Origin of the sequence: Prauserella alba (genome assembly GCF_024171735.1) — a bacterium.
In the GTDB taxonomy this organism is placed as follows: domain Bacteria; phylum Actinomycetota; class Actinomycetes; order Mycobacteriales; family Pseudonocardiaceae; genus Prauserella; species Prauserella alba.
In genome coordinates this window covers 1161191-1184009 of record NZ_JAMTCH010000003.1, presented here as the reverse complement: position 1 = coordinate 1184009, position 22819 = coordinate 1161191, and the positions used below count along the sequence as shown (strand labels likewise).

The following is a 22819-nucleotide window of genomic DNA, read 5'->3' as shown; positions in this document are numbered from 1 at the left end:
AACCGCAACAACTCGTCGCTGCACGCCCGTCGACGGCAACCGACGCACGTACGGATCGGGCCGGTCATCGACGTCGGGCGTTGCACCGGCTCCCAGTTTAGCCCGTGACCTGTCACTCGGTGGAACCGGTTACCGCAGTGTGCGGTGAGTCCTCCGGCTGGGGGTCTGGAGACGCCTCCTGCTGGGGTCCGGCATCGGGTGCGGCGTCGCTGCGAATGTCGATCCGCCAGCCGGTCAGCCGCGCCGCGAGCCGGGCGTTCTGGCCCTCCTTGCCGATCGCCAGCGACAGCTGGAAGTCCGGCACGACCACCCGCGCGGTCTTCGTCCGCTCGTCGACGACGGTGACCGACACGGCCTTCGCGGGCGAGAGTGCGTTGCCGACGAACTGTGCCGGATCGTCCGAGTAGTCGATGATGTCGATCTTCTCACCACCGAGCTCGCTCATGACGTTGCGCACGCGCGCGCCGACGGGCCCGATGCAGGCGCCCTTGGCGTTCACACCGGCCACGGTGGAACGCACCGAGATCTTGGACCGGTGGCCGGGCTCCCTGGCCACCGCCGTGATCTCCACGGTGCCGTCGGCGATCTCCGGCACCTCCAGTGCGAACAGCTTGCGCACCAGGTTCGGGTGTGTGCGCGAGAGGGTGATCTGCGGGCCGCGGGCACTGCGGGCGACCTGCCACACGTACGCCTTGACCCGGCCGCCGTGCGGGTAGTCCTCCCCCGGCACCTGCTCGGCGGCGGGCAGGACACCTTCGGTGTCACCGCCGATGTCGACCACGACCATGCCCCGGGCGTTGGCGCGGGCGTCCCGCTGGATCACACCGGCGACGATCTCGCCCTCCTTCGCGGAGAACTCGCCGTAGGTCTTCTCCTGTTCGGCGTCGCGCAACCGCTGCAGGATGACCTGGCGCGCGGTCGTCGCGGCGATCCGCCCGAACCCCTCGGGGGTGTCGTCCCACTCCTCGGCGATCTCACCGTTCTCGTCGAGCGTGTGGGCCAGCACCCGCACGTACCCGGTCTTGCGATCGATGTCGATCTTGGCGCGGGGCTGGTGGCCCTCGGTGTGCTTGTAGGCCGTGAGCAGTGCGGACTCGATGGCCTCGAGCACCGCTTCGAACGGAATGTCCTTGTCCGCCTCGATGGCCCGCAGCGCGGCGATGTCGACGTTCACCTCGGCTCCTCCTCCGGTGCTGCCGCCGCGGCACCCTCGCTGTTGTCGTTGTCGCCCTCGGCTGCCTCGCCTGCGTCCTGTTCCAGCAGTTTCAGCTCACCTGCGGGCGGTTGCTTGAACTCGACCTCGAGCACGGCCTTCGCGACATCGGCGTAGCGCACGTCGCGAACGGTGCCGTCGACGAGCAGGCGCACGGCGGTCTCGTCGGCCCGGCCCACCCGCCCGGTGAACTCGGCCCCCTCGGTCGGGGTCACCCGCACCTGGCGGAACTTCGCGCGGCGCCAGTGCCGCTGCGTGGTCAGGGGCCGGTCGACGCCCGGCGAGGTGACTTCGAGGGTGTAGGCGCCCGCGATGAGGTGTTCGTGCTGGTCGAGCGTCTCGGACAGGACCCGGCTGACGTCGGCGACCTCGTCCAGGCCGACACCGTCGTCGCTGTCGACGACGACCTTGACGAGTTTGCGCCGCCCGGCCTGCTGCACGTCGAGCGCGTCGAGATCGAAACCCGCGGCCGTGACGGCCTCGGCCACGATGGGCTCCAGCCGGCTGGCGAGTTCGTTGGGCACCGTGATGCTCCCGTGAGTTGCTGTTGTCTATGGGTCTTGTCTGGGTACGGATCTTGTCGGGGGTGTGTCGAGGTCGTGCGGTGTGGTCGTGGGGTGTATCGGCGTCCTGCGGTGTAGTGGGGGTCGTCCGAATGTACGGCGAGTCCGGCCGCTCGTGCCGCCGGACAGGGGTGGTCCAGCTTATCGTGTCGCCGCCGCCGTCCGCCGACCAGCGGGGTCCGCGCGAGCCGCGGTGCCCGATCGCCTGGCAGGATGGCGTCTCGTGACCTTCCGCCGACCGGTCTCCCCTCCGAAGCCGGTGTCCTCACCGAATCCCGTGTCCCTTCCCAACCGTCGTGCCGTGCTCCGCGGCGCCGCGCTGGCCCTCCCGGCCGTCGCGGGCCTCGGTGCGGTCGCGGGCTGCACGGACTACGACGACAGTCCGGACGCGCTGCTTCCCCTGTTGAACGCCGCCGAGGCCGACACGGCCGCCGCCCGCGCGCTCGGCGGCTCGGCTGCCGAGCAGGTCGCGGCCGTCCGTGCGGCGCAGGCCAGGGCGTTGCGCCGCGAGGTGAACCGGCTCAACCGGCCACGGGCCACGGCGACGTCCGCGCCGCCCACCACCGCCGGGGGTCCGGAGGAGCTGGGGCAGCGGCTCGGCGACGCACGCGACCGCGCCGTCCGGCTCGTGCCACGGCTGCCCGCATACCGCGCGGGCCTGGCCGGCGCGGTCGCCGCGGGCTGCGCCGCGGCGCAGCAGCTCGACGAGGCGTTCGGCGCCGGGCAACCGGGCCCGCTGCAGCGGGTGTCGGCCGGGCCGCTCGACGAGCCGGCCGTCGGTGCCCTGCAGCAGGCCCTGGCCACGGAGCACGCGGCGGAATGGGTGTACACCACGGTGACGGCGTTCCTGCCCGGCAGTTACGACAACGGGCTGACCGAGGGCGGCGAGGCGCATCGGGATCGCAGGTTGGCGTGCGAGCGGCTGCTGCGCGCGGCAGGTGCCACCCCGCGCACCGCCGAACCGGCGTACACCACGGAGAACCCGGTGTCCGACCAGGATTCAGCAGTGCGGCTCGTCGTCGGCGCCGAGACGGACGCGACCCGTTCCTGGCACGGCGTGCTGGAACGGACGGAGGATCCGGGCCTGCGCGGCGTCGCCACGCAGGCGCTCGTCGGATCGGCGACCCGGTGCACGAGCTGGCGGCTCGACGCGGGGGCGACGCCCGCCGCGATCGCGTTACCGGGCCGCGGCTGACAGGCGCAGCGCGTCGTGGGCGATCTCGCCCAGCAGGTCCGGCGAGCCCGCCGAGTCGGCGAAGAACTGGGTCTCGACGATCGTGAGCCGGTTGCCGACCACCCGGGATGCGTATTCGCCGGTGGCGACGTTGGGCGCGCCAGGAAGGTTGGCGGTGCCGTCGCGGACGAGGTCGTTGACGTTGCCGGTGCCCTCGGTGTCGGTGGTGACCTTCAGCTGTTTGGCACCCGTCTGCCCCGGCATCGTCACGACCACCACCGACACGAGGGCGCGGGCGTCCTGCGCGCGCGTCTCGTACAGCGAGCGGTGCACCTGCTCACAGGGGTGCCGGCGGAACCAGCCGACGACGTCGCCGTAGGCGTTGGCAGCGCAACCCGCCGAGATCTCCGGGCCCGCCACCCGCGTGTAGTCGAACTCGCCACTGGTCAGCGGATTCTGCTGCGGCGCCGCGGCCGTGCCCGAGTCCGCCGGTTCGTAGCGGATCAGCCACCAGACGAGGCCGGAGACCAGCGCGACCGCCATCAGCGCACCGGCCCGCAGCGCGGTCCGCGTCCGCGGTGACATCCCGGACGGTCCGGATCGTCCCGGCCGGTTCGGCGGTGGCTGCTGTCCGTGCGGTGCGGCTCCTGCCGGCTGTGGTGCCGTGGACGCGGCAGGCACCCCGGGACCCGCCGGCCTCGCACCCACCGGCCCCTGCCTCGTCGGCCCTGCACCCGTCGGCGCTGCGCTCGTCGGCCCTGCACCCGGTTGCGGCGCCGCAGGAGCCGGGGGACCCGCCGACACCCCGGGCCACTGCGATTGCGGTCCGTGATGTCCGTACACCGGTGCGGCGGGCGGCCCACTCGTTCCGGGGAACTGCGACTGCTGTCCTGGCACGGCCCGTGACGGTAGCCGATCGCGAGTCAGCGGAGGGCCGCAACCGCCAGATCGACGTCCTCCCACGTGTTGTACAGGTGGAAACCCATGCGGAGCCGGCCCGCCCGCACGCTGCCGCGCAACCCGGCGCGAGCGAGCCGTTCCGGCGCGACGTCGGTGTCGACCGCCACGATCGCGCTGCCCGCGGGAGACAGGCCGAGTTCGCCCCGCAGCGCGTCGGCCAGACCGGTGCAGTGCGCGTGCACGGCACGGAGGTCGAGCGATGCCAGGTGGTCGAGTGCCGCGGCGGCGCCGATGAACGCCAGCCACGCCGGTGAGGCGTCGAAGCGGCGCGCGCCGGCGGCCAGCCGCAGCGGCAGGCCGTACACCGTGTCCCACGGGTTCTCCCCCGCGTACCAGTTGGCGCCCACGGGCCTGCCCCGGTCGAGCGCCCGCGGGTGCACCGCCAGCCACGCCGCGCCGCGGGGGCTCAGCAGCCACTTGTAGCCCGCGCCGACGACCCAGTCGGCCCAGTCGAGGTCGAGCGGCAGCCATCCGGCCGCCTGCGTCACGTCCAGCGCCACGGGGATCCCGGCCTCGGCGGTGACGGCACGCAGCGCGGCGAGATCGGCAACGGTGCCGTCGGCGGACTGGACCGCACTCACGACCACGAGGTCGTGCCCGTCCACCGCGGACGCGAGCTCGGCGACGGGCACCGTGTCGACCGTCACCCCGCGATGCTCCTGCGCGGCGAACGGGAACGTGACGCTGGTGAACTCGCCCGTCGCCGCCAGGACACGCGCACCGTCGCGCAGGCCCGCCGCGACCGGTGCGAGCAACCCCGCCACGGTGGCGCCGACCGCGATCCGCTCGGCGGGAACGCCCACCAGGCGTGCGAACGCAGCGCGCGAGGCGTCGACGGCGGCCGTGAAGTCCGGTGGGTCGTCGGCACCGGTCCGCCACCGGTCGACGGCCGCCGCGACGGTGTCGGCCACCGTCGCGGGTGGGATGCCGATACTCGGCGTGTTGACGTACCCGGCCGGCACGTCGAATGCGGCACCGAAAGCGTGGCGGCGGGAAGCGCTCATGATCGACACGTTACGCGCCGGGAGCCGGAGACACCCCCACCGCAGCCGACGGGGTCACCCGCGTTCGAACAGCGGGCCGAACAATCCGGGGACGGCCTCGTCCGCGAAGGCCAGCCCCTCGGCGGCGTCGGCGTCGTGGACGGAGTAGGCGCCCGATCCCGCCGCGGTCGTGGCGGTGATCGTCATCAGCCCGCGGCGACGCTGGAACAGCGATTGCCGGGCGGTCAGGCCGATGACGCCGCGGCGCTGCAGGGCGACGGTACTGCGGCGCACACTGCCGTGGCGGGCCACGAGGTAGTCACCGCTGAGGCCGTGGCCAAGATTCCGGTACGCGTCGACGGCGAGTGCGAGCGCGATCGGCACGCCGGCGACGGCACCGATCCACGTCAGGTGCAGCAGCACGGGGGACGAGAACAGCCACCAGCACCCGGCCAGCACCGCCACGGGTGCGGCCGCGGCGGCCAGTGCCCGGCGGATCCGCCTGCCGCGGGCGGCGATCGGATGCCGCGTCAGCTCGGCCGACGTCGGCCCTGCGGCCTCCCGCAGCACGGCCGCGGCGACACGGTCGGCCTCGCCGCGCGGCGCGGCGGGCAGCAGGGTCTTGCGATCGCCCTTGTCCTCGTCGCCCTGGGATCGCAGGCCGGTCGCGACGGCGTCCACTCGCGCCGCACCCGCCGTGCGCACCCCCAGCGGTTCGACCAGTTCGACGCCGCGGAGTCGCTGCTCCTCGAGCGAGATGGAACGCACCGTCAGCAGTCCACGACGGACCCGCACCGTGCCGCCCGCCTCGCGATCGAGCCGGAAGTTCCACCACATCTCCACGAACAGCGCCAGCGAACCGAGCACCCCGATCACCACGCCGACGACGGCCACGACGGCCACGCCGCCGACGAGCCCCAGTCCGCCGAGCAGGTCGATGGCCCACCTGATCACGCCCGACTGCAGGCCGAACCATTCGGCGACCTGCAGTACGCCGCCGTAGGCGGCCGCGCCGAGCGCCGGGGTGACGATCGACAGCGGCGCGTACCGCACCCACCGGGGATCGAACGTCGCGAGCCTGCCGCCGGTGGCGGGCCGGCCGTCGCCGCGTCCACGGTCGAGCAGTTCGGCGCGCAGCCGCTCCCCCTCGCCGCGTGCGACCGCGTAGAGCGACACCGAACTCGCGCCGGACCCGCCCTGCTCCCCGGTGTCGATCTTCACGGTGACGATGCCGAACAGCCGGGCGGGCGGGCCCGCGGTGAGATCGACGGTGCGGATGCGGTCACGGGAAACCGACCGGCGGGTACGCACGAGGACGCCCTTCGTGAGTTCCAGCCGGTCGGCGAGCACGCGGTAGCGGGTCCGGCGCAGCCGCACACCTTCGACGACGACGGTGCCGGCCAGGGCCGCCGCCGACGCGGGCAGGACCGTGATCAGTGCCCAGAACAGCGACGTCGAGGCGATCCCGAACCCGGTGGGCACGCCGGCGGCCACGCAGATCCCGGCGACCGTGAGCAGACTGACGCGGACCGTACGCGGGTCGAGCCGCCGCCACTCCGCGTCGGGCGCAGCGGTGCCGGGCTCGGTGGTTTCGGACGCAGCGGTGCCGGACGCAGCGGTGCCGGACGCAGTGGTGCCGGACGCAGCGGTGCCGGACGCAGCGGTGCCGGACGCAGTGGTGCCGGACGCAGTGGTGCCGGCCGCCTCGACACCGGTGGCGGCGGCGTCCGTGGCAGCCGGGTCGTCGCGGCCGGTCACGTCGCGTCGCCCGGCGTCGCCTGGGTGGTCTCGGTGAGTTCGTGCACGAGGTCGGCGGCGAGGTCACGGTCCAGGCCGGGGATCGTCAGTGCCCCTTTCGCCGATGCGGTCGTCACCGTGACGGTGGCGAGGCCGAAGACCTGTTCCAGCGGGCCGCGTTCGCTGTCGACCGTCTGGATGCGCGACATCGGCGCGACGCGCCATTCCTGCCACAGCGCGCCGGTCCGCGTGTACACGGCGTCGCCGGTGACCTCCCAGCGATGCACGCGGTACCACCACAGCGGCATTCCCACGGCGGCCACCACGGTCACGACCGCGAACCCGGCCGCGGGCGCCAGCAGCCAGAACCGCGCCCCACCCGGCAGCACCAGGGCGAGCACGACCAGCACCGCGACGACCGCACCACCGGTGAGCAGGATCCGCGAGCGCCACCACGTCACGGCCGTGCGGTTCACGCGGTGTGCCGGTGGCCGCAACCGCAGCGTCCCGCCGTCGCCTGTTCCGAATCGCCCTGCGCCGGTCACCCCTGCGCCGGTCTCCGATTCGTTGGTCTCCGATTCGCTCACGGTCGCCCCCGTCCCGAGTTCCGGACCGCCTGTGACGAGCGGGACGCTAACAGCAGTGCCGCGGCCCGAACCGGCCGCGTGTCCTGCGCCCGGGGACGTGTGTCCTGCACCCGGCCCCACGTGTTCTGCGCTCGGAACGCCGTGTCACCTGCTGTCCTACTCTTCGGTCCATGAGGCTGGGACTCGTGTCGCTCATCGTCCGGGACTACGACGAGGCGATCGACTTCTTCGTACGCGCCGTGGGATTCGAACTCGTCGAGGACTCGCCCGCGACCACGAACGACGGCAGGCCGAAACGCTGGGTGGTCGTGCGCCCGCCGAACGCCGAGAGCGGCATCCTCCTCGCGCGCGCCGACGGCGCCGAACAGCGTGCCGCGGTCGGCGAGCAGTTCGCCGGGCGCGTCGGCCTGTTCCTCGACGTCGACGACGCCGACACCTTCGATGCGACCTACGCGCGCATGCGCGCCGCGGGTGTCGAGTTCGTCAGCCCTCCCCGGGCGGAGCCGTACGGCCGGGTCGCGGTGTGGTGGGACGTCGCCGGCAACCGGTGGGACCTCCGCGGGCCCTCCTGACCCCCTCGCGGCCCCGCACACCCACCGCGGCGACACCCGCACCAACCCTGTCCGGAGGCAGCACTCCGCGTCGGAGCGCAGGACATGCGCCCGGGGACTGCGACCTGCGGGGCTGTCAGGCGAGGGGTTCCCACCACGGGTCGAACTCGGGCGGGGCCGCGACGTCGACCCGCTCCCCCGGTTTCGGCACCGTGAGCGCGACGCCCAGGGCAGCCGCCTCCTTGCGCGCCCGGTCGACGGGGTCGGCCCAGCCGTGCGGGCCGAGGTCGAACGTGCCCCAGTGGACGGGCACGAGCAGTCCGCCGCCGACGTCGACGTGCGCGGCCACCGCCTCCTCGGGGGTCATGTGCACGTCCGGCCAGCTCGGCGCGTAGGCGCCCAGCTGCATGAGGGTCGCATCGAACGGGCCGTGGTCTGCGCCGATGCGGGTGAAACCGTCGAAGTAGCCGGTGTCTCCGCTGTAGAACACGCGGTGCCGGTCACCGGCCAGCACCCAGGACGCCCACAGGGTGTTGTTCCGCGCGACCGCCCTTCCCGAGAAGTGCAGCCCGGGCGTGGCGGTGATCCGGAGGCCGCCGAGGCATGTCTCGTCGTGCCAGTCGAGTTCGGTGATCCGGTCGGCCGCCACGCCCCACCGGCGCAGGTGGGCACCCACGCCGAGGGGAACGACGAACGCAGCGGCGGTCCGGCTCGCGAGGAGCCCGACGGTGCGCATGTCCAGGTGGTCGTAGTGGTCGTGGGACACGACGACCACGTCGGGGGCGGGCAGCTCGGCCAGTTCCTGCAGCGGGGCGAAGAGCCGGCGGGGGCCGATGACGCGCGACGGCGAGGCGCGGTCGCTCCACATCGGATCGATCAGCACCCGCACGCCGTCGAGTTCCACGAGCGTCGACGCGTGGCCGAACCACGTCACGTACAGCCCGTCCGCGGGCGCGGCGCCCGCCAGCCGCCGCTGCGGCACCGGACCGGCGGGGCGACGCCGGCGGCGGCCACGGACCATGTCGCCGACCGCTTCGCGCACGCTTCCCGGCGGCACCCAGCGCACCGGTTCGGGATTGCGGAAGGCACCGTCCCGGAACTGCGGCGACCCGCGGTACGGGCCGGGCCTGCCACCCAACGCGGAAGCGACATCGGCGGCGGCGAGGGCGGCGGCCACGGCCAACGCGAATCCCATCGGGCGGACGATGCTCGGCACCGGGCGGCTCCTCGGACGTGACGGACGGATGTCGTGGCACGGGCGGCGCTCCCGTGCGGATCGGCAGCAGGGTGCCCCGTCGGCCCGCCCGTGCAACGTCGCGGAGCCACGCTCGGTTCCCGGGAGCGGTGCCGTACGTCCACACGCGACCCGCGAGCACGGCACGGGCCGCGAGCACGGCGCGACAGGATCGGGGCGACCGGATCGGGGCGGGCCGGGACCGGGGCGGATCACACGATGGTGCGCGCCCGCGGCTCCTCCTCGCCGGGACCGTGCCGCACGAGGTCTCCCCACGCGTCGGCGAGGCGGCGCACGAGTTCGTCGAGTACCTGCGGTTCCTGCATGAACGGCAGCCGCAGGTAGTTGTCGTGCGCGCCGGTCGGGTCCATCGTCGAGCCGGGGATGACCTCGACACCGTGGCGGAGCGCGATCTGGGCGAACACGTCGGCGTCCCGCTCGGGCAGGGCGAGCCACAGCGAGGACCCGCCGTCGGGCGTGCGCCAGGTCCATCCGGGCAGATGTTCGGTGATCAGCCGCTCCGCCTGCTCGCACCGCTCGGCGCGTTCCACCGAGCCGGTCTTGACGATCTCGGGCAACCGCGGGAACAGCCGCGCCGCGACGGCCTGTTCGATGAGCGGACCGCCGAGGTCGGCGAGTGCCTTGCGGCGGGCGCACCGCTGCAGCAGGCCTCGCGGCCCGCGGATCCAGCCGATCCGCAGTCCGCCCCACACCGCCTTCAGCGACTCGACGACAACCGATTCGACCCCGGAAGGCAGGTACGCCGACAGCGGGGCTGGAATCTCGGGGGCGTCCTCGCGGGCCAGGGTGCACCCCGCGTAGGCGTTGTCCTCGATGACGGCGACGTCGTAGCGCGCGGCGAGCTCGGCGACGCGGCGGCGCCTGCGGTCGGACATCAGGACGCCTGCGGGGTTGTGGAAGGTCGGCATCACGTACAGCACCGAGGGCCGGTACTCGGCGAGCACCGCGGCGAGCCGCCGCTCGTCGATGCCTTCGTCGTCGAGGGGCACGGGCACGACGCCGGCACCGGCGTCGCGGAACACGTCGAGACACGGCTGCCAGCTCGGGGCCTCCACCGCCACGGTCGCGGCGCCCCGGAGATACACCTCCGACAGCAGCACGAGCGCCTGGTGAGCACCGTTGGTGATCATGATCTCGTCCGGCGAGGTCGGCAGCCCCTGGCCGGTGTAGTAGTCGGCGACGGCCTCGCGCAGGGCCGGCAGGCCGCGCACCTGGTAGCCGGGGTCACCGAGCAGGCCTGGCAGGTCGTAGCGGGCCACTTCGTCGAGCGCCTCGGCGACCTCGGGCACGCCGGCGTCGGCGGCGCACGCGAGCGAGATGACCGATCCGGGACCGTCGATGAGCCGCTGGAACGTCGCCGCCGCCCGGCCCCCGCTCACCCGGCCGTCGGCGGGTACGGCGCGGGCCACGTCACTGATCCGCGTCCCGCTGCCCTGTTTCCGTTCGAGCAGGTCACGGGCTTCGAGTTCCTCGTATGCGGCGACGACGGTGGCGCGGCTGACCGCGAGCAGCCGGGCCAGTTCCCGTTCCGACGGCAGGCGGCGCCCCGCCGCGAGCGCACCCTCGTCGACGGCCCTGGCCACCGCGTCCGCCAGCTTGCGGTACAGCGGCCCGTCCCCACCAGTCCAGTCACCGAGCACGGCGACCAGGTCGCCCCCGCGGGAAAAACGGTCCAATTCTCGTGCCATTGGTACTTACTCCAGTCCAGTATGGCGGGGATTCTAGTCCATGACACCGATACCGAGCACGACCCGTGAGGAGACGAGACGCAATGGTGACCACATTCCTGTTCGCGGCAGGCCTGATCCTGGTTCTGGCAGTGATCGGGCGGACGGTGCACTACCCGGGACTGCCGTTCGACGTGGAGCCCGCGTTCGCCCGCCACGTCGTGACCGGCATCGTGATCCTCTGGCACATCGGCCGGGCCAATGCCGACCGATTGGACCGCACCGAGCAGGCCGGCGACCGGACCCCGATCACCCGCTGACGCCCGCAGGCACCGTGCGGCGGGCGGCCCGCCCACGGCGCCGACTCCGCCGCCGGCCTGCACCCCGCCTGCGCGGTCCACCGCCGTGCCGCGCAGGTACCCGCGGCGATCGACGCCGCAACACCCTTCCCCCACCACGGCCTTCCCGCCCCGGCCCTCGTTCGACGTGACTGCCACCGTCACGAGAACCGGACAGGCGGCGGACCGGCCTCACCACGGCCGAGCCCGCCGCGAGCGCACGGGCAGACCGCCCTCACAGCGGGCCGGAGCTCATCGATAGTGGAGCGCCGGACCTGACCTTCCCCGGGCGAGGCCCGGACGGAGCACGAGATCGGTGTCGTAGTCGCCGCCGTGCTCGCTGCGGAACGGCAGCGGCTCGTCGCAGGCCAGTCCGGCCAGGCGGCGTCGGAGCCCGGCGACGGCCCGGTCCGCCGTGCCCTCGTCCGCGCGATCGGCACCGTAGACGGCCAGCGGCGGCAACGCCTCCATCCCCGTGTACCAGAACACACCGTGGTGCAGCGGAAACAGCACATCGTCGAGGTGACCGTGGATCCCGCGCGGGCCGAACGAGCTCTCCCGCGCCCCGATCGTCGTGACCACCAGTCCGCGTTTGCCCACCAGTTCCCCGTCGCCGTAGCGGCGCACCCGGCCGGTCGCCGGGTCGGTCACCCCGAACCCGAAACCGTGGACCAGTACGCGGTCCAGCCAGCCTTTCAGGATGGCGGGCGGACCGAGCCACCACAACGGGAACTGCAGCACGACGGCATCCGCCCAGCGCAGCTTCTCGTGTTCGGCAGCGATGTCGGCGCCGAGTTCACCCGCGTCGTAGGCACGCCGGGACGCGGCGCCCACGTGGAGCCTGCGGGCCGGGTCGTGCCCGAAGTCGGCCGCGTCGACCACGGGGTTCCAGCGCATCGCGTACAGATCGGACACGATCACGGCGTGGCCGGACTCGACCAGCGCGCGCCTGCCCTCGGTGGCGAGCATGCCGCCCAGCGACCGCGGTTCCGGATGAGCGTGAATCCACAGTACGTTCATGCCCACCAGCCTCGACCGGTCCACTTTTCCAGTCCAGTGACCGGATAGACAGTCTTCAAAAGAATCAAGCCATATCGTCGGGAGTCGCGCGACGCCGCGCCCCCGCGCTGCCGGCCCTGTCATGGGCCTCGCTGCCGGCCAGCCCGATACGCCAGAGCACCGCCATGCCCGTCACGACGTGGCGGGCGAAGGCCGGCTCCACCTCGAAGGGAAGCCCTGGGTGGCACACCGTCCGCCCGATTCCAGCCAACACGAGGACCAGGCCCGCCACGAACAGAAGTGCGATCACCGCATGTCTCCTCACGGATCGTCGTCGGTAGGTGTCCCGCGCCAGGATGCGCGGTGCCCGGCACCGGAATAGGTGACCGAAAGGCCACCATGTGAAAGAATCCGGCCATGTCATCCGAGGCGGAACTGCGCCGCGACCGGCCGCACCGCGTGGCCGTGCTCGTGCGCCCCGGCGTCATGCCGCTCGAACTCGGCCTCGTCCACCAGCTGTTCGGCTCGGCCCGCCGTCAGTCCGGACCGGGTGTGGGCTCGCCGCTGTACGACGTCGTGACGTGCGCGACCGAGCCCGGCCGGCTGCCGACCGACGCCGATTTCCCCATCCACGTCCCCCACGGGCCCGAGGTGATCGACGACGCGGAGACGGTGCTGGTGCCGGCGTCGGGAGAGCCCGGCCAGCCGGAGACCGGCGGTCCGCTGGGCCCGGCGCTGGCGGCCGCACTCGCCCGTGTCCGGCCCGGCACCCGCATCGCCTCGATCTGCACCGGCGCGTTCGTGCTCGCCGCCGCGGGGCTGCTCGACGGCCGCCGCATCACGACCCACTGGCGGTCCGCCGACGCCTTCCGCCTGCGGTTCCCGCACATCGCGCTGGACCCCGACGTGCTGTTCACCGACGGCGGCGACGTCCTCACGTCCGCGGGTGAGGCGGCCGGCATCGACCTGTGCCTCCACCTGATCCGGCGCGACCACGGCGCAGCGGTGGCCGCCGACGTCGCCCGCAGGACCGTCGTGCCGCCGTACCGCGAGGGTGGGCAGGCCCAGTACGTGCCGCAGCCGGTGCCCGATGCGGCCGGCACGTCCACCGCACCGGCGCGGGCATGGGCCTTGGAGCGGCTCGACCGGCCCGTGTCGTTGTCGCAGCTGGCGGAACACGCGTCGATGAGTGTGCGCACGTTCACGCGCCGGTTCCGCGCCGAGACCGGCTGTTCACCCGGTCGATGGCTCACCCAGCAGCGGGTGGAACGGGCCCGTGTCCTGCTGGAAGAGACCGACCGGCCCGTCGACACCGTCGCAGGCGACGTGGGATTCGGCACGAGCGCTTCGCTGCGGGCACACTTCCGTGATGTGCTCGGTGTCTCCCCGGGCGTGTACCGCGCCACGTTCCGGGGCGGAATGCCACACGACTGACAAGCGTTGTCATAACGGAAAGAGGTGACAACGATTGGCAGAAGCCACCAAGACCCCGACCCGCCGCACGCGTGCACCGGGCAGCGGCGAGGCAGACGCCGACCTGGTCCGTGTCTACCTCGACGAGATCGGTAGGACGCCGCTGCTGACCGCCGAGCAGGAGATCGACCTGGCCAAGCGCATCGAGGCGGGCGTCTACGCCACCGAGTTGCTCCGCAGGGCCGACCGTGCCGGCGACGGTCACGACAGCGCCGACGGCAGTAGCACCGGCTCCCGTTCGGCCGGCCACGACGGCAGCGCCGCCCCGACGCTGCCGTCCGGTGCCGCCGAGCTGCCCGCCGACCGCAGGGATCTCCAGGAGATCGCGCGGGACGGTGAGGCGGCGAAGGATCACATGGTGCAGGCCAACCTGCGGCTGGTGGTCACGGCCGCCCGCAAGAACCGCAACTCCAACCTGTCGCTGCTCGACGCCGTGCAGGAGGGCAACCTCGGCCTGATCCACGCGGTGGAGAAGTTCGACTACGCCAAGGGCTTCAAGTTCTCCACGTACGCGATGTGGTGGATCCGGCAGGCCATCCAGCGCGGCAACGCGTTCTTCAGCGGCACGATCCGGCTGCCGATGCACACCGCCGAGCAGATCGCGAAGCTCGACCGGCTGCAGCGGACGCTCGAGGCGCAGGGGCAGCACAACCTCTCGGTCGACGAACTCGCACAGGCCGCGGACATGTCGGTCGAACGGGTGCTGGCGCTGCGGCAGGCCGGGCAGAGCACGGCCAGTCTCGACGTCCCGGTGGACGACGAGGGCGAACTCACCCTCGGTGACCTGGTCACCGCCGGATCGGTGCCCGGCGTGAGCGAGTCGCTCGAGCACTCCTCGATGGTCGGCGAACTCAACGCCGCGCTGGAGACACTGCCCGCGCAGGAGGCGACGGTGCTGGCGCTGCGATACGGCCTCACCGACGGCGATGCGCACACCGTGCCCGACATCGCCCGCAGGCTGGGGCTGACGCGCAAGCGCGTGCGCTCGCTCGAGGAGCGCGGCCTGTCCCGGCTCCGTGCGGAGAACCACGGCTCGCTGCTGGCCTGGGCCGGCTGAGCCGGCCGCGCTGCCGCCACCGCTCGACTCGGCGTCCCCCCGCGCCGGCGTGCGGGCGGCTGCGCGGGACCGGCCGCCCGGGTTCGACACCGTGCCGGACGGCCGCCGCCGCTCTACGATCGCTGGTGTGCAGCTGCCTGTGATGCCACCGGTCCGGCCGATGCTCGCCACTCTCGTGCGCGAACTCCCCCGCGACCCCGGCCTGTGCTACGAGCCCAAGTGGGACGGATTCCGGTGCATCGTGTTCCGCGACGGCGACGAGATCGAACTCGGTTCGCGCAACGACCGCCCGCTCACCCGGTACTTTCCCGAGCTGGTCACGTTGCTGGCCGACGCGCTGCCGCCGCGCTGCGTGGTCGACGGGGAGATCGTCATCGTCGGCGAGGCCGGACTGGACTTCGACGCGCTGCAGCAACGGCTCCACCCGGCGGCCTCGCGGGTACGCAAGCTCGCGGAGGAGACACCCGCGGGATTCGTGGCGTTCGATCTGCTCGCGCTCGGGGACGAGGACCTGACCGAGCAGCCGTTCTCCCGGCGCCGCGCACGCCTGGAGGACATCCTCGACACCGCGCCCGCCCGCGTGCACCTCACGCCGGTGACCGGCGACGCCGACGTCGCCGAGGACTGGTTCACCCGGTTCGAGGGCGCCGGGTTCGACGGGGTCATGGTCAAGGCGGCCGACGATCCGTACCGGCAGGACAAGCGGACGATGCGCAAGGTCAAACACGAACGCACGGCCGACTGCGTGGTGGCCGGATTCCGCTGGCACTCCGACGGCGAGGGCGTCGGCTCGTTGCTGCTGGGGCTCCACGACGAGGCGGGCAGACTGCATCACGTCGGCGTGGCGAGCAGTTTCACCGCCGCACGCAGGCGGGAACTGGCCGGTGAGCTGGAACCGCTCCGGTCAGGGGCGCTCGAAGGGCATCCGTGGCGCGACTGGGCGGATCCGGCGGCGCAGGCCGCCCACGGTGGCCGCATGCCGGGCGGGCAGAGCAGGTGGAGCGCAGGCAAGGACCTCTCGTGGGAGCCGCTGCGCATCGAACGGGTCGCCGAGGTGCGGTACGAGCACCTCCAGGCGGGCCGGTTCCGGCACGGCGGCAGACTGGTGCGGTTCCGGGACGACCGCGACCCGGCGTCGTGCACCTACTCCCAGCTGGAGGAAGTGCCGCCCGCCGAGCTGACGGCGCTGTTCGACGAGGCGACCCCGGCATGAGCCCGGCGGCGAAGGACTCCGTGACGCTCGAGGTGCCGGGACCGGACGGGCGCCACACCCCGGTCACGATCTCCAGTCCGGGCAAGGTCTTCTTCGCCGAGCGCGGCGAGACGAAACTCGACCTGGTGCGCTACTACGAGGCGGTGGCCGGGCCGTTGCTGGCCACGCTCGGCGGCAGGCCGTTGCTCATGGAGCGCTATCCGAACGGTGCAGGCGGGAAATCGTGGTTCCAGAAGCGGGTGCCGACCTCGGTTCCGGACTGGCTCACCACGACCGTGGTGGCGACGCCGAACGGTACGACCAGCGACGCGCTCGTGGCCGCCGACCTGGCGCACGTGCTGTGGGCGGTCAACCTGGGGTGTCTGGGCTTCCACGTCTGGCCCTACCTCGCCGCGGTTCCCGAGGTGGCCGACGAGTTGCGGATCGACCTCGACCCGTCCCCCGGGGTCACGTTCTCCCAGGTGCGGGAGGCGGCCGTGCGGGCGCGTGCGCTGCTCGGCGAACTCGGCATCGAACCGGTCATCAAGACGACGGGCTCGCGCGGACTGCACCTGTACGTGCGCCTGGAGCCGCGGTGGGACAGCTACGCCGTGCGCGCCGCCGCCGTCGCCCTGGCGCGCGAACTGGAACGGCGCCATCCACAGCTGATCACCGCGCAGTGGTGGAAGGAGGAACGCGGGGCGCGCGTGTTCGTCGACTTCAATCAGAACGCACCGCACAAGACGGTGTTCGGCGCGTGGTGCGTCCGCCCGGTCGCCGGCGCTCGCGTGTCGGCGCCGATCACCTGGGACGAGCTGGCCGACGTCGATCCGCGTGAACTCACGATCGCCACCGTTCCCGGCCTGCTGGCCGAGCGCGGCGACCCGTGGGCGGGCATCGGTGAGCGGCTCCAGTCCCTCGAACCGCTGCTGGAGATGTCGCGGCGGGACCTGGCGGCGGGCCTGATGGACGCGCCGTGGCCGCCGGTGTATCCCAAACAGCCCGGCGAACCCCCACGAGTGGCACCGAGCAGGGCGAAGAAGACCTGATCGGAGCGGAGACCACCGCGTGAGCCGGAGGGTCAGTCCGAACGGTCGCGCGAGCGGGCGGTGCGGCGCCTGCTCGCCCGCTGCAGCGCGTTGACGAGCTGCTGTTTGGTCATCGAGGAACGGCCGCGGATGTCGAGCTGCTTGGCGCGCTCGTACAGGTGCCGTTTGGCCGCCCGCGCGTCGACGCCACCGGCTGTCGCGTACTGCTTCCTTCCTGCGCCGCCCCGCTCGGCCTGGGTGTCCGAGGGCCCGTGGTCGCGCTTGGCCCTCCAGCGATCGCCGACCTTCTCGTAGCCGCGTTTCAGTGCGGCGAACGCCGTGCGGTGGGCGCGTGGGCCCTCGCCGTACTCCTCGACGGCCGAGTCGTGCGCCTTGATCCACGTGCGCTGTGCCTTCTCGGACGATCGACGCACCGTGCTGGGCAGCTCCCGGCGTCCGGGCATCGCTCCCACCTCCTCGCGACAGGTGCTTTCCGTTCGAGTGCTACCCGGACCGCGCGCGGGGAAACGTCGCCGGCACGGCCCGCAGCCCGCGTCGCGGCCGGTCGCGGTAGCGGGGGTTGGCCACGGCGAGGCGGTCGGCGACGTCCCTGCGGACGACGTCGAGTACCGCCTCGTCGGCCGTGTCCAGGTCGCCGCGACGGAGCGCCGCGGCGAAGGCGCGGGAGTCGGGCACGCCGAGCTCGGCCAGTCTGCGCTCGTGCCGCTCCTGTTGCGCGGCACCGACCGCGAGCTCGCGCTGCACCATGCCGAGCGCGTTCGCGGCGACCCTGGCGTGATACGAGCCGGCGGCGCCGAGGTGCTCGCGCACCGCCTCGAGGAGTTCGGACGCGGTCGGCCTGCCGTGCAGCTCCGGTTCCCGGGGCGCGGTCACCGGATCGCCCTCGACCGGTTCCACGCCCAGCGCGAGCAGCAGGTCGTGCTCCTGTTCGCACACCCGGCGTCCCACGGTGGCGAGTTCGACCGACCGGACGCTCCCCGAGAGGTGCCGCCGGGCCTGCATCCCGCACACCACCGCCCACTTGGCCGTGCCGTAGACCTCCCACCAGTGCAGGGTCTGCTCGTCCGGCCGGAAGCCCGCGACCTCGGCGTAGCCGTCGAGCAGCTGCGCCCGTGATCCGAAACCCCCGACCGGGTCGGGGGCGCCGAACCGCCACGCCTTGACGCACAGCCAGCCGAGATCCTCCATCGGGTCGCCGCGGTGCGCCAGTTCCCAGTCCAGCACCGCGCGGAGCCCGTCGGGGCCGACGATGAGGTTGCCGTTGCGGAAGTCGCCGTGCACCACGGTGTCCCCGGTGGGCGCGGGCCGGTGGCGGTGCAGCCACCGCAGGGCGATCTCGACGGTGGGCAGCGGTTCGTCGAGCGCGTCGTAGTGTTCGATGAGCCAGTCGAGGGGATCCGGTGCCGGTAACCCCGGAACCTCGTCGGCCGGAATGCGATGGATCCGTGCCAGCACCCGGCCCAGTTCGGTCGCCAGCCCGGCACGAGCCCCGGCGTAGTCCTCGCCGCGCAGCAGCCGCCGCGGGATCGTCTCGCCGTCGACGTGGCCGGTGATCAGGTACGGCGCGCCGAGTCCGGTGGCGCCGTCCCCGGTGTCCGACTCGCCGCCACTGCCGTGGTCGATCAGTGCCGGTACCGGCACTCCCCGTCGCCGCGCCGCAGGCAGCACGGCGGCTTCCCTCGCCATCGTCTCCGGGTCGTGCTGCCCCGGCGGGTCGCGGCGCAGCACGAGCCGCACCGGCTCGGCGCCGGGTGTGGTGGCCTCGAACGACCAGGTCTCGCGGCTGGCACCGGTCGACAACCGTTGCGGCTCGCCGACCTGCACGTCCTCACCCCAGAGCCCGCCGAGGCGGAGCGACAGCCGGTCGGCCAGCGCCAGCCGGTCGGCCGGTTCCTCCTGGGTCATCGGCGGCTGCGCGGCCCCGCGTACCCGAACAGATAGCCGGCGACCTTGCGCATCTGCACCTCCTCGGATCCCTCGGTGATGCGGTACCGCCGGTGGTGGCGGTAGATGTGCTCGAACGGCGTGTGCCGCGTGTAGCCGAGGCCGCCGTGCACCTGCATCGCCCGGTCGGCGGCCTCACACACCAGTCGGTTCGCCCGGTAGTTGCACATCGACACCTTGTCGCTGACCTCGGCCGCGGGCGTCCGGTCGAGCTCCCACGCCGTCTTGTACACCAGCGTGCGCACCAGTTCGGCGTCGGTCTGCAGTTCGACGAGCGGCCACTGGATCGCCTGCCGGGACGCGAGGGGTTTGCCGAACGCCACCCGCTCCCGCGCGTAGGCGACACTGGCGTCGATGCAGTACTGGGCCGCACCGACGCTGGAGGCCGCCTGCCGGATGCGGTTCTCGTGCACGAAATGCTGTGCCAGCGCGAGCCCCTCGCCAACCTCGCCGAACACCGCGTCGGCGGGAACGCGCACGTCGCGGAGCGTCACCTCGGCGTGATCGGTGGGCATGGTGAACGTCCACCAGTGGAAGTCGACCGAGAAACCCGGCGTGTCGGTCGGGACGATGAACGCCGTGATGCCGTGGGCCGAGCCGTCCTCCCCCGAGGTGCGCGCGAAGATCACGTCGTGGGTGGCCGTGTGCAGGCCGGTGTTGAACCGCTTCCGTCCGTTGAGGACCCATCCCCCACTCGCCGTGCCGTTCCCGCTGTCACCGTCCCGGACGGCCGTCGTCTCGAGCCACGTGGCGTCGCTGCCGTGGTCCGGTTCGGTCAGGCCGAACCCGATCCGTGCCTCACCGGTGATACTCGCCTCGAGGAACGTCTCCCGCTGTGCGTCGGTCCCGAACTCGAGCAGCAGGTGCACCAGCGGGAGATTCCCCACGACCGAGGACTCGTTCTGCAGGTCGTTGTGCAGCCCCAGGCCGGTGGCCGCGAGGTGCTCCCTGATGACGGCCATGTCCAGAGTGGATCCGCCGCTGCCGCCCACCTCCTTCGGCAGGCCGTAGCGGAACCAGCCTGCGCGGTCGGCGCGCCGCACCATCTCGGCCAGCAGCTCCTCCCACTCCGGGTTGGGTGTCCCGCCACCGGCCAGGTCGGTGCGGGCGAACTCACGGCGGTGGTCGAAGAATCGCTCGTTGTCGTCGCTGTGCTGCAGGGGCGCGATCTCCGCCGCGATGAACTCGTCGAGTTCGCCCAGGAGGCGGTGCAGTCGCTCGGGCAACGCGAAATCCATGGCACTCCTTCGCCTCAGACCGGGTCGGTGAAACGGGGTGCGCGCGACGACTGCTGCGCATGGACGGCCTCGACCTGGTTGGGGCTGCCGATGAGCCGCCGGATCGCGGCCTGTTCGGCGGCGAACCCCTCGGCCAGGCCGGTTCGGCCTGCCAGGTTGACGAGACGCTTGGCGTCGCGGACCGCGTCGGGGTTCTTCCCCGCGATCTCGGCGGCGAGTGCCTGCGCCGCCGTGAGTGGGTCGGCCTCGACGCGGGTGAGAAGTCCGAGTCGCGCCGCCTCCACGCCGTCGAGGACGCGGCCGGTCAGCGTCAGTTCCATCGCCACGTCCCGGCCGACCAGTTCCGGCAGCACCTGGGTCCCGGTCATGTCGGGCACGAGCCCCCAGGCGATCTCCATGACCGACAGCCGCGTGTCGGGCGCGGCCAGGCGGATGTCGGCGCCCAGCGCGATCTGCAGGCCGCCGCCGTAGGCGTGGCCGTGGAGTGCGGCGATCACGGGCACGGCGAGTTCGGTCCACACGTGGGCCGCCCGCTGGCCGAGCGACCGTGCCGGTCCGGCGGACGACCCGGCTTCCTCGGGCCGCGTGTGCTCCCCGGTGGTCATCGCCTCGAACGCGGCCACGTCCAGTCCCGCACAGAAGGACCGCCCGTTTCCGGACAGGACGACCGCGCGCACCGCGGGGTCGTCCCGCAACCGTTCGCCCGCCTGCACCAGGCCGGCGAACATCGCCGGGTCGAGCGCGTTGCGTTTGTCCGGCCGGTCGAGCCGGACGTCGGCGACCCCGTCCCGGACCGTGTACGACACCCGAGACCCCGGCGCCGGAGCAGCGTCCGCCGGAGCCTGCCGGACGACGTGCGGCGCCCCGCCACCTGCCGTCGGATCCCCACCCACGGTCACGGACCTCCCCATTCGCCGGTGAACTCGGGTTCGGTCTTGTTCCGGAACGCCTCGAACGCCGCGCGCGTGTCGGTCGTGCCGAAGTTGACCGCCTGGGCACGGGCCTCGCTCTCCAACGCCTCCCGCAAGGTCGCGTCGGCGCCCGCGTCGAGCAGCGCCTTCGTCTGGGCGAGCGCGACGGGCGGTCCCGCGGCCAGCGCGGCCGCCGTCTCGCCGACGAACGCCGCCAGCTCGTCCGCGGGCTTGACCCACGTCACCAGACCGAGCCGCTCGGCCTCGTCGGGGCCGACGAAGTCGGCCAGCAGCGCGATACGTTTCGCCTGCTGCAGACCGACGAGCTTGGGCAGCAGCCAGGAACCGCCGAAGTCGAGCGACAGCCCGCGTTTGGCGAAGATCTGGCTGAAGCGCGCGCGGTCGGAGGCCGCGACCAGGTCGCAGCCGAGCGCGAGGTTCCAGCCCGCGCCGACGGCGACGCCGTCGACCTGCGCGATCGTCGGCGTCTCCAGTTCGTGCAGCGTGATCGCCGTGCGGTTGACCAGGTGCATGCGCCGCAGCGGATGCAGTCCGGACTCCACCGACAGATCGGCACCGGCGCAGAAGTCGCCCCCGGCACCGGTCAGCACGATGGCCCGGGTCCGCTCGTCGGCGTCGGCCTCCCGCAATCGTTCGGCCAGCAACGGCCACGTCCCCGCGTCGATCGCGTTCTTGCGGTGCGGGCGGTTCAGCGTGATCGTCGTGACGGCGTCGCTGTGGGACACCAGTACGGTCGGTTCGTCCACGGATTTCCTTCCGTTCTCGGCGACCGTGCGCCGGCCGCCTGCCTGCGACCGGCGCGGCGGCCGGTCTCAGATGGACAGTGCGTCGGCCAGCCGCGCACGGTGGTCGGCGGGGGTGCCGAGCAGCAACTCGGAGGTCTTGGCGCGCTTGTAGTACAGGTGCGCGTCGTGCTCCCACGTGTAGCCGATCCCGCCGTGCAGCTGCAGACCGGATGCGGCGGTGTCGAAGGCGGCCGGGCCGAGCACGACCTGCGCCAGCGCCGCCGCCTCGGGCAGTGCCGCCGGGTCGTGGTCGGCGGTCCACGCCGCGTGCCACAGCACCGCTTCCGCCTGCTCGCACGAGGCGTACAGGTCGGCGCACGCGTGTTTGACGGCCTGTTGCGATCCGATGGGCCTGCCGAACTGCACGCGCACCTTCGCGTACTCGACCGTGTCGGCGAGCACCCGCCGCATACCGCCGAGCTGTTCCGCGGCGAGAGCCACGGCGGCGCGGTGCCACACCGCCTCCAGCACGCCCGCGGGATCGTCGCACGGCAGCTGCCGCGCCGAGGTCCCGGCGAACTCGGCCCGCGCCATCGGCCGGGTCGGGTCGAGTGTGCGCGACGGCCGCCACGACACGGCTCCGCCGTCGACGACGAACCAGCCGTGGTCGGCGTACACCAGAACCCGGTCGGCGGACGGGCCGTCGACCACGAACGCCGCCTCCCCGGCGAGCCGCCAGTGACCGCCGTCCCGTGCCGCCTGCACGCTGTCGGCCGACGAGCCCCACCGGCCACCGCTGTCGGCCACCGCCACCGCGGCGGTCTGCTGTCCCGCCGCGATCCCCGGCAACAGGTCCTCGGCCAGCGCGTCGTCACCGAGGGCCGCGACGGTGTCGGTCGCCAGCACCGCGGAGGCCAGGTACGGCACCGGCGCCAGCGCCGCGCCCAGTTCGGCCAGCACGACACCGCGTTCGACGTGCCCGGCGCCCGCGCCACCGGACTCCTCGGGCACGAGCAGCCCGGTCACGCCGAGCGCGGCCAGCCGTGTCCACAGTAGACGGTCGAAACCGGCACCCTCGTCGGCCATCACCTCCCGGACCCGCTGCGGCGGGCAGTGGTCGGCCAGCAGCGCCCGGACGCTGTCGGCGAGCCTGCTCTGCTCCTCGTCGAGTATCAGCCGCAT

General features: G+C 72.9%; 23 protein-coding genes. 7 read left to right on the top strand and 16 right to left on the bottom strand.

What is annotated here, in order from left to right:
- Positions 1 to 112: 112 nt before the first annotated feature.
- Both nusA and rimP read right to left on the bottom strand, forming a co-directional pair.
- Positions 113 to 1174: a transcription termination factor NusA gene (gene nusA, locus LY12_RS05360; RefSeq protein ID WP_253853641.1), complete on the bottom strand. Its 1062-nt coding sequence runs from the start codon at positions 1172 to 1174 to the stop codon at positions 113 to 115.
- Positions 1171 to 1737, bottom strand: a complete 567-nt coding sequence (gene rimP / locus LY12_RS05355; RefSeq protein ID WP_253853640.1) for a ribosome maturation factor RimP — start codon at positions 1735 to 1737, stop codon at positions 1171 to 1173. Before rimP ends, nusA begins: the two co-directional genes overlap by 4 nt.
- Before the next feature lie 340 nt (positions 1738 to 2077).
- Between rimP and LY12_RS05350 the strand changes: the two genes are divergently transcribed.
- Positions 2078 to 2971, top strand: coding sequence for a ferritin-like domain-containing protein (locus LY12_RS05350; protein ID WP_253853639.1), 894 nt, complete (start codon positions 2078 to 2080; stop codon positions 2969 to 2971).
- Here the strand turns inward: LY12_RS05350 and LY12_RS05345 are convergent.
- From LY12_RS05345 to LY12_RS05330, 4 genes are all read right to left on the bottom strand, one after another.
- Entirely contained in the window at positions 2954 to 3535 is a 582-nt protein-coding gene (locus LY12_RS05345; RefSeq protein WP_253853638.1) for a hypothetical protein, read from the bottom strand. The two genes, LY12_RS05350 and LY12_RS05345, sit on opposite strands and share 18 nt — an antisense overlap.
- 338 nt (positions 3536 to 3873) lie before the next feature.
- Positions 3874 to 4914 carry an aminotransferase class V-fold PLP-dependent enzyme gene (locus LY12_RS05340; RefSeq protein WP_253853636.1) on the bottom strand — a complete coding sequence of 347 codons (1041 nt, stop codon included), beginning with the start codon at positions 4912 to 4914 and terminating at the stop codon, positions 3874 to 3876.
- Positions 4915 to 4968: 54 nt separating this feature from the next.
- Complete coding sequence (locus LY12_RS05335; protein ID WP_372493449.1) at positions 4969 to 6651, bottom strand: PH domain-containing protein; 1683 nt, start codon at positions 6649 to 6651, stop codon at positions 4969 to 4971.
- The gene (locus LY12_RS05330; RefSeq protein WP_253854911.1) at positions 6648 to 7175 is read right to left on the bottom strand and encodes a PH domain-containing protein; all 528 of its coding nucleotides are present in this window, start codon (positions 7173 to 7175) and stop codon (positions 6648 to 6650) included. Before LY12_RS05330 ends, LY12_RS05335 begins: the two co-directional genes overlap by 4 nt.
- A gap of 212 nt (positions 7176 to 7387) precedes the next feature.
- Between LY12_RS05330 and LY12_RS05325 the strand changes: the two genes are divergently transcribed.
- Positions 7388 to 7789 carry a VOC family protein gene (locus tag LY12_RS05325; protein WP_253853634.1) on the top strand — a complete coding sequence of 134 codons (402 nt, stop codon included), beginning with the start codon at positions 7388 to 7390 and terminating at the stop codon, positions 7787 to 7789.
- A gap of 115 nt (positions 7790 to 7904) precedes the next feature.
- Here LY12_RS05325 and LY12_RS05320 read toward each other — a convergent pair whose 3' ends face one another.
- Positions 7905 to 8963 carry an MBL fold metallo-hydrolase gene (locus tag LY12_RS05320; protein WP_253854909.1) on the bottom strand — a complete coding sequence of 353 codons (1059 nt, stop codon included), beginning with the start codon at positions 8961 to 8963 and terminating at the stop codon, positions 7905 to 7907.
- A gap of 251 nt (positions 8964 to 9214) precedes the next feature.
- On the bottom strand, positions 9215 to 10711 hold the full coding sequence (locus LY12_RS05315) for an aminotransferase-like domain-containing protein (protein WP_253853632.1): 1497 nt from the start codon (positions 10709 to 10711) through the stop codon (positions 9215 to 9217).
- Positions 10712 to 10794: 83 nt separating this feature from the next.
- On the opposite strand from LY12_RS05315, the gene LY12_RS05310 reads away from it, so the two are divergent.
- The gene (locus tag LY12_RS05310) at positions 10795 to 11010 is read left to right on the top strand and encodes a hypothetical protein (protein ID WP_253853630.1); all 216 of its coding nucleotides are present in this window, start codon (positions 10795 to 10797) and stop codon (positions 11008 to 11010) included.
- A gap of 270 nt (positions 11011 to 11280) precedes the next feature.
- Here LY12_RS05310 and LY12_RS05305 read toward each other — a convergent pair whose 3' ends face one another.
- Both LY12_RS05305 and LY12_RS05300 read right to left on the bottom strand, forming a co-directional pair.
- Positions 11281 to 12048, bottom strand: coding sequence for an NAD(P)H-dependent oxidoreductase (locus LY12_RS05305; protein ID WP_253853628.1), 768 nt, complete (start codon positions 12046 to 12048; stop codon positions 11281 to 11283).
- Between the two features lie 64 nt (positions 12049 to 12112).
- The gene (locus LY12_RS05300) at positions 12113 to 12337 is read right to left on the bottom strand and encodes a hypothetical protein (protein ID WP_253853626.1); all 225 of its coding nucleotides are present in this window, start codon (positions 12335 to 12337) and stop codon (positions 12113 to 12115) included.
- Positions 12338 to 12444: 107 nt separating this feature from the next.
- Here LY12_RS05300 and LY12_RS05295 point away from each other — a divergent pair, with 107 nt between their 5' ends.
- The 4 genes from LY12_RS05295 to LY12_RS05280 all read left to right on the top strand — a co-directional run bounded on the left by LY12_RS05295 (position 12445) and on the right by LY12_RS05280 (position 16798).
- A complete protein-coding gene (locus tag LY12_RS05295; protein WP_253853624.1) occupies positions 12445 to 13461 on the top strand; it encodes a GlxA family transcriptional regulator in 1017 nt (338 codons plus the stop codon).
- Between the two features lie 34 nt (positions 13462 to 13495).
- Positions 13496 to 14557, top strand: coding sequence for a sigma-70 family RNA polymerase sigma factor (locus LY12_RS05290; protein WP_253853622.1), 1062 nt, complete (start codon positions 13496 to 13498; stop codon positions 14555 to 14557).
- 127 nt (positions 14558 to 14684) lie between these two features.
- Entirely contained in the window at positions 14685 to 15770 is a 1086-nt protein-coding gene (locus LY12_RS05285) for an ATP-dependent DNA ligase (protein ID WP_253853620.1), read from the top strand.
- Positions 15767 to 16798: a DNA polymerase domain-containing protein gene (locus tag LY12_RS05280; RefSeq protein ID WP_253853618.1), complete on the top strand. Its 1032-nt coding sequence runs from the start codon at positions 15767 to 15769 to the stop codon at positions 16796 to 16798. The genes LY12_RS05285 and LY12_RS05280 overlap by 4 nt, the downstream gene beginning before the upstream one ends.
- 32 nt (positions 16799 to 16830) lie before the next feature.
- Here the strand turns inward: LY12_RS05280 and LY12_RS05275 are convergent, their stop codons facing one another.
- From LY12_RS05275 to LY12_RS05250, 6 genes are all read right to left on the bottom strand, one after another.
- The gene (locus LY12_RS05275; protein WP_253853616.1) at positions 16831 to 17241 is read right to left on the bottom strand and encodes a ChaB family protein; all 411 of its coding nucleotides are present in this window, start codon (positions 17239 to 17241) and stop codon (positions 16831 to 16833) included.
- Between the two features lie 40 nt (positions 17242 to 17281).
- Positions 17282 to 18703: a phosphotransferase family protein gene (locus LY12_RS05270; protein WP_253853614.1), complete on the bottom strand. Its 1422-nt coding sequence runs from the start codon at positions 18701 to 18703 to the stop codon at positions 17282 to 17284.
- Positions 18700 to 19980: an acyl-CoA dehydrogenase family protein gene (locus LY12_RS05265; protein ID WP_253853612.1), complete on the bottom strand. Its 1281-nt coding sequence runs from the start codon at positions 19978 to 19980 to the stop codon at positions 18700 to 18702. The genes LY12_RS05270 and LY12_RS05265 overlap by 4 nt, the downstream gene beginning before the upstream one ends.
- 14 nt (positions 19981 to 19994) lie before the next feature.
- Positions 19995 to 20879, bottom strand: a complete 885-nt coding sequence (locus tag LY12_RS05260) for a crotonase/enoyl-CoA hydratase family protein (protein ID WP_253853610.1) — start codon at positions 20877 to 20879, stop codon at positions 19995 to 19997.
- Positions 20876 to 21658, bottom strand: coding sequence for an enoyl-CoA hydratase/isomerase family protein (locus LY12_RS05255; RefSeq protein WP_253853608.1), 783 nt, complete (start codon positions 21656 to 21658; stop codon positions 20876 to 20878). The genes LY12_RS05260 and LY12_RS05255 overlap by 4 nt, the downstream gene beginning before the upstream one ends.
- A gap of 66 nt (positions 21659 to 21724) precedes the next feature.
- The gene (locus LY12_RS05250; RefSeq protein WP_253853606.1) at positions 21725 to 22819 is read right to left on the bottom strand and encodes an acyl-CoA dehydrogenase family protein; all 1095 of its coding nucleotides are present in this window, start codon (positions 22817 to 22819) and stop codon (positions 21725 to 21727) included.